This window comes from Vibrio sp. 10N.222.46.A1 (genome assembly GCF_041473595.1).
In the GTDB taxonomy this organism is placed as follows: domain Bacteria; phylum Pseudomonadota; class Gammaproteobacteria; order Enterobacterales; family Vibrionaceae; genus Vibrio; species Vibrio tasmaniensis_A.
This window is the reverse complement of record NZ_JBFRSN010000547.1, coordinates 1-5,772: the sequence shown is the minus strand read 5'-3', so window position 1 is coordinate 5,772 and position 5,772 is coordinate 1. Positions and strand designations below refer to the sequence as shown.

Annotated in this window: 5 protein-coding genes; all 5 read left to right on the top strand. The window is 44.1% G+C overall.

Annotated features, from left to right (window positions below; translation table 11 throughout):
- The coding region (locus AB4496_RS15610; protein WP_372131316.1) for a TRAP transporter large permease subunit at positions 1–1,266 on the top strand (1,266 nt) is incomplete at its 5' end.
- A 104-nt stretch (positions 1,267–1,370) separates the two neighbouring features.
- Entirely contained in the window at positions 1,371–2,726 is a 1,356-nt protein-coding gene (locus tag AB4496_RS15605) for a cache domain-containing protein (RefSeq protein ID WP_012604299.1), read from the top strand.
- Positions 2,719–3,357 (top strand): response regulator transcription factor, encoded by a 639-nt coding sequence (locus AB4496_RS15600; protein WP_012604298.1) that lies wholly within the window; start codon positions 2,719–2,721, stop codon positions 3,355–3,357. Before AB4496_RS15605 ends, AB4496_RS15600 begins: the two co-directional genes overlap by 8 nt.
- A 169-nt stretch (positions 3,358–3,526) precedes the next feature.
- Positions 3,527–5,125, top strand: a complete 1,599-nt coding sequence (locus AB4496_RS15595) for a BCCT family transporter (RefSeq protein ID WP_012604297.1) — start codon at positions 3,527–3,529, stop codon at positions 5,123–5,125.
- Between the two features lie 272 nt (positions 5,126–5,397).
- The coding region (locus tag AB4496_RS15590) for a BCCT family transporter (protein WP_372131314.1) at positions 5,398–5,772 on the top strand (375 nt) is incomplete at its 3' end.

Below are 5,772 nucleotides of genomic sequence, written 5' to 3'. Positions count from 1 at the left end.
TTTTTCGTAGCCTTGTTTGCACTTTTACTAGGCTTCCCGGTGGCGTTTACCTTTGGTGGTATCGCGCTAATCTTTGGTGTTTGGGCGGAAGGCATCGAAATGTTTGCCTTCATGCCATATCGAATTCAATCAATCATGGAAAATACGGTGCTGATGGCCGTTCCATTGTTTGTTTTCATGGGACTTGTTCTACAAAAGACTAAGCTTGCTGAGCAGTTACTTGAGTCTATGGGACGACTGTTTGGTGGTGTACGAGGTGGTATCGCAATCTCGACAGTTCTCGTAGGTTCACTGCTTGCCGCTTCAACCGGTGTGGTAGGCGCTTCTGTGGTTGCAATGGGGCTTATCTCGTTGCCCGTCATGCTCAAGTACAACTACGACAAAGGCTTAGCCTGCGGCACCATCTGTGCGTCTGGTACGTTAGGGCAAATCATTCCGCCATCCATCGTCTTGATTCTATTGGGGGACGTATTGGGTGTTCCGGTAGGTGACTTGTTCCAAGCCGCGATTTGGCCGGGCGTGATGTTAGTGGGGGCTTATATCGTTTATATCTTAATATACGCGAAGCTTAACCCTGAAGCCGCTCAACCAATTGAGCGTGATGATTCCATCAGCCGTAAACAAGAAGTCATCAACGCATTGAAAGCAATCATACCGCCACTCGCGCTGATTATTGTCGTATTGGGCTCTATCTTTGCGGGTGTTGCTACGCCGACAGAGTCTGCTGCTCTGGGTGGTGCGGGTGCGATGGTACTCGCTTTGCTCTACGGTCAGTTTAGTTGGTCGATGGTGTATGACGCCTCTAAAGAGACGGTGAAAGTAACGGCAATGGTATTTGCTATTTTGTTGGGTGCAACGGCATTCTCAATGGCGTTTACCTACACTGGTGGTGATTATCTAGTTGAAGAGTGGATGCTACAACTGCCAGGTGAGAAGTGGGGTTTCTTGATCATTACCATGTTGGTGATTTTGATTCTGGGTTTCTTCATCGACTTCGTAGAAATCTGTTTCATCATTGTGCCGATTATTGCGCCTGTTGCTGAACTGATGGGAATCAACATGACTTGGTTCGCAATCCTTATCGCGATGAACCTTCAAACCTCATTCTTGACGCCACCGTTTGGCTTCAGTTTGTTCTATCTAAAAGGGGTGGCACCAAAAGGTGTGACTACCAAGGATATCTACCGAGGCGTGATGCCTTTCATTTTGATTCAAATCCTCGTACTTGGATCACTTCTCGCTTTCCCATCTTTCTATGGAATGTGAGTGAAGCCTAGAATGTGAATGATATGTTTCAACGGCTATCCATAAATTGATAAAGTAAAACGGCTTATTGATGTTCAATAAGCCGTTTTTTGTGAGGAAAAGGAATGCCTCTAAAAGTTAAGCTGATTTTGCTGACGCTACTCCCGTTGCTGATTGTAACGGCGAGCATTAGTTGGATCTCGTTACACCAAACTAAGACGTTGGGTGAGAAAGAGGTCGAAATCTTCCGAGACAGCTTAATTAAGTCGCGTGAAAACGCCCTCAAAGACACTGTTGATCTCGCATTTGATGCCATCGAACATATCTACAACGATCCCGATATCCAAGAAGCACAAGCCAAAAGAGAAGTTCGAACCATATTGTCTAAACTAAGGTATGGCTCTGACGGTTACTTCTTTGCGTATGATCGCCACGGAACCAATTTGGTTCATCCAATCCAGCCAGAGTTGATAGGGCAAAACTTACTTCAACTGCAAGATGAAGATGGCGACTTTCTGATAGAAGCCTTGTTAAGAGAAGCACAAACAGGCGGAGGATTTCACCAATATTTGTGGCAAAAACCTTCGACAGGTGAGGTGGTATCGAAGCTGAGTTACGCCGCTTGGTTAGAGCGCTGGGACTGGATGATTGGCACCGGCTTGTATATTGAGGATGTGCATCAAGAAGTGGCCTCGATGCAGGCCGCAATTAACAAGAATATTGAAACCACGTTCTTTTCGATTGTGGTGATTCTGAGTGTGACGGTCGCGGTCATCATTGTACTGACGTTGGCCATTAACATGCATGAACATCGGATAGCGGATAACAACTTGAAGGAACTAGCTCATAAGACGGTGATGTTTCAAGAGGACGAAAAGAAGCATCTAGCGCGTGAGTTGCATGATGGTATTAACCAGTTATTAGTGTCGAGTCGCTGTCACTTAGAACTGCTCGGTAATAAGCTACAAAGCGAAGACCTTAAAGTGCATTTGAATAAGTCTCAGCATTCACTGATGCGGGCAATCGAAGAGGTGAGGCATATTTCGCATCAACTTCGACCAAGTTCATTGGATGATATCGGCTTAGAAGCGGCGTTGTCTTCGCTGTTATTAGACTTTCAGGCGCACTCGAGCATTGAAGTGGAAACCTTGTTTAATACGCAGCCGGGAAAGTTGAAATCAGAAGCTGCGACGACTTTATATCGAGTGGTGCAAGAGTCACTGAATAATATAGAGAAACACGCACAAGCGACCAAAGTAACGGTTATCGCACAGCAAATTGGAAATGTGTTGCAGTTGCTCATCCAAGACGATGGAGTCGGTTTCAATACCTATAAAGCAATGGAAAAGCGAGGTATTGGGTTACGTAACATGAGAGAACGGGTGGAGTTCATCGGTGGTGACTTTGAATTGATGAGTGAGGTTGGCTTTGGAACGGAAATTACAGTGTTACTGACACTAGAGGGATTAGTGAATGAGTGAAGTTATTCGAGTTGTGATTGCAGATGATCACCAAGTGGTACTGGATGGCTTTATGGCGAGATTAGAACTCGAGCCTGATATTAGCGTGATAGGTACAGCCAGCAATGGATTAGAAGCCGTTGAAGTGGTTAAAGACTTGCGCCCTGATGTGGTGTTGATGGATATCAGCATGCCTATCATGAATGGTATTGATGCCACTCACCTGATTAAAGAGGAAGATCCTCAAGCTAAGGTGCTGATGCTGACCATGCATAACAACCGTGAATACATCATGAAGGTGATGCAATCGGGTGCTGTCGGCTATATGTTGAAAGAAATTTCGGCTGAAAAAATGGTGCAGGCAATCAAGACGGTCAATCAAGGCTCAACCTATTTCTGTGAAAAAGTGACTCAGAACTTGTTTACTCAGCCTATTACTCCCACACAATCTGTGAAGAACCCATTGAGTAGGCGTGAGGAAGCTGTGTTGAAATTAGTGGCTAAAGGGGAGAGCAGTAAAGAGATCGCGAAGGGATTAAATATCAGTTACCGAACGGTTGAAACCCATAGACAAAATATCAAGCATAAGCTCGACATTCACTCTACGGCAGAGCTTGCCAAGTATGCTGTTAGCTCTGGGCTTGTTGAGTGATGTTACGCTAAATTACAGTGAATGTGTAATTTAATTACCAAATGTGCCGTTTACACCCGTTTTTTGATGGTTTTTTTAGTATTTTTGCGACGAGTTGTTATTCTTCCTTTCGAAATTTAAGTGCCAAATGCAATGTTGCAAATTGTGCGCTACTAATTAGAGAGGATGCATGGAGCCTGTAAAGGATAGGTATAGTATTGATAATACTGATTATACCGTAGGACAAGATAATGTTCAGAAATGGGGTTTTGATGTTCATAACCCTGTATTTGGAATCAGCGCTGGGGCGATAATTGCTTTCCTGATTGCGCTTTTGGTTGCAGAACCTGAAACAGCTAAAGCGGCACTTGATGGCGTTAAGTGGAAAGTCATCGGTAACTTCGATGGTTTCTTTATGTGGGCTGCGAACCTTTTCGTATTTTTCTGTTTTGTCCTCATTATCTCCCCTTACGGAAAGATACGTATAGGTGGCGATGATGCTAAAGCAGAGCACTCTAATCTATCATGGATGTCGATGCTATTTGCTGCAGGTATGGGTATTGGCCTCATGTTCTGGGGTGTGGCAGAGCCCGTTGCTTACTTTACCGGTTGGTATGAAACACCGCTCGGTGTTGAAGCGTATTCTCCTGAAGCGGCTAAGTTGGCACTCGGTGCAACCATCTACAACTGGGGCTTGCACGGTTGGGCAATCTACGCCGTTGTTGCTTTGTCTCTTGCCTTCTTTACTTTCAATAAAGGATTACCGCTTTCTATTCGCTCAATCTTTTACCCGCTACTCGGTGACAGAACTTGGGGGTGGTTTGGTCATATCGTTGATATTGTCGCAGTACTTGCAACATTGTTTGGCCTTGCAACATCACTTGGCCTAGGTGCACAGCAAGCCGCAAGCGGTATTAACCATGTATTTGGTACCGATGGCGGTATTGGTATGCAGCTTATTGTTATTGCAGTGGTAACACTGTTGGCAACAATGTCGGTGATTCGCGGTATTAACGGTGGTGTTAAGGTTCTAAGCAACGTCAACATGGTTGTTGCATTAGGCTTGCTGATCTTCGTAACTATCGCGGGTGGCATGGCGGGTATTAAGGCGATACCAACCGCGCTAATGGGCTACATTGAGAACTTTATTCCTCTTAGCAACCCTCATGGTCGTGATGATGAAACATGGATGCAAGGTTGGACGGTATTTTACTGGGCTTGGTGGATTTCATGGTCACCATTCGTAGGCATGTTCATCGCTCGTATCTCTAAAGGTCGTACAATTCGTGAATTTATCGTTGCAGTCTTATTTATCCCGACGTCTGTCATTATCATTTGGATGGCTATTTTCGGTGGTATTGCGATTGACCAGGTGGCGAATAAAGTGGGTGAGATTGGTATAAACGGTCTGCAAGATATTACACTTTCTCTATTCCACACTTATGATGCGCTGCCAATGAGCTCAGTGCTTTCAGTGGTATCGATTGGTTTGATTATGGTGTTCTTCATCACTTCATCAGACTCAGGTTCATTGGTTATTGATAGCATTACTTCTGGCGGTAAAGTCGATGCACCTGTTCCACAGCGTGTATTTTGGGCATTGATGGGCGGTGCGATTGCGGCGGTTCTACTGTGGGTTGGTGGTACTGAATCTATTCAGGCATTACAAGCTGGAACAGTCTCAATGGCACTACCATTTGCCTTCATATTATTGCTTATGTGCCTAAGTTTGTTTCTTGGTTTACGTACAGAGAATCAATTGGTTAAGCAGCAAAGTGCTTTGAGCTAAAAGTATTTTTTCAAATAGAGGCCGACTTAGTCGGCCTTTTTTTCGCCGCAAATATAAGTGATTACCTATATTTTGTTTGAAAATCCATCGAACTGATTCTAGTTTACTGAAAACAATAAGTTAACCTGCTAAACTTCAGACATCCAAGTATTTGAATTATCGTGACAACAGCTTGTACTACTTGGATCGTATGTTCGAGTTTGTGATTCAGTCACAGGAAAGTTAGGGATATGAGGTCAACAGACCTTATAAGTATTCCGTAGAGAGGAATAATGACTAAAGGTATAGATAAATACAGTATCGACAGTACGGATTACACTGTTGGTCAAGATAACGTCCAAAAATGGGGTTTTGACGTTCATAACCCAGTGTTTGGTATCAGTGCGGGACTCATCACTTTGTTCTTGATCGGTGTGCTGCTTACAGATACCGCTTCAGCAAAGTCAGCATTGGATGGTGTTAAATGGCAAATTATCAATTCATTTGATTGGTTGTTCATTTGGTCCGGCAATATTTTCGTTATTTTTTGCTTAGGCTTGATTGTTTCTCCGTTTGGTAAAATCCGCCTTGGTGGTGTTGATGCAACGGCAGATTACTCATTCATGTCTTGGTTATCGATGCTATTTGCTGCAGGTATGGGTATTGGC

Bases quoted from the DNA above. Each gene is read 5' to 3' on its own strand.
- AB4496_RS15595 (WP_012604297.1), top strand. From the start codon at position 3,527: ATGGAGCCTGTAAAGGATAGGTATAGTATTGATAATACTGATTATACC.
- AB4496_RS15600 (WP_012604298.1), top strand. From the start codon at position 2,719: ATGAGTGAAGTTATTCGAGTTGTGATTGCAGATGATCACCAAGTGGTA.
- AB4496_RS15605 (WP_012604299.1), top strand. From the start codon at position 1,371: ATGCCTCTAAAAGTTAAGCTGATTTTGCTGACGCTACTCCCGTTGCTG.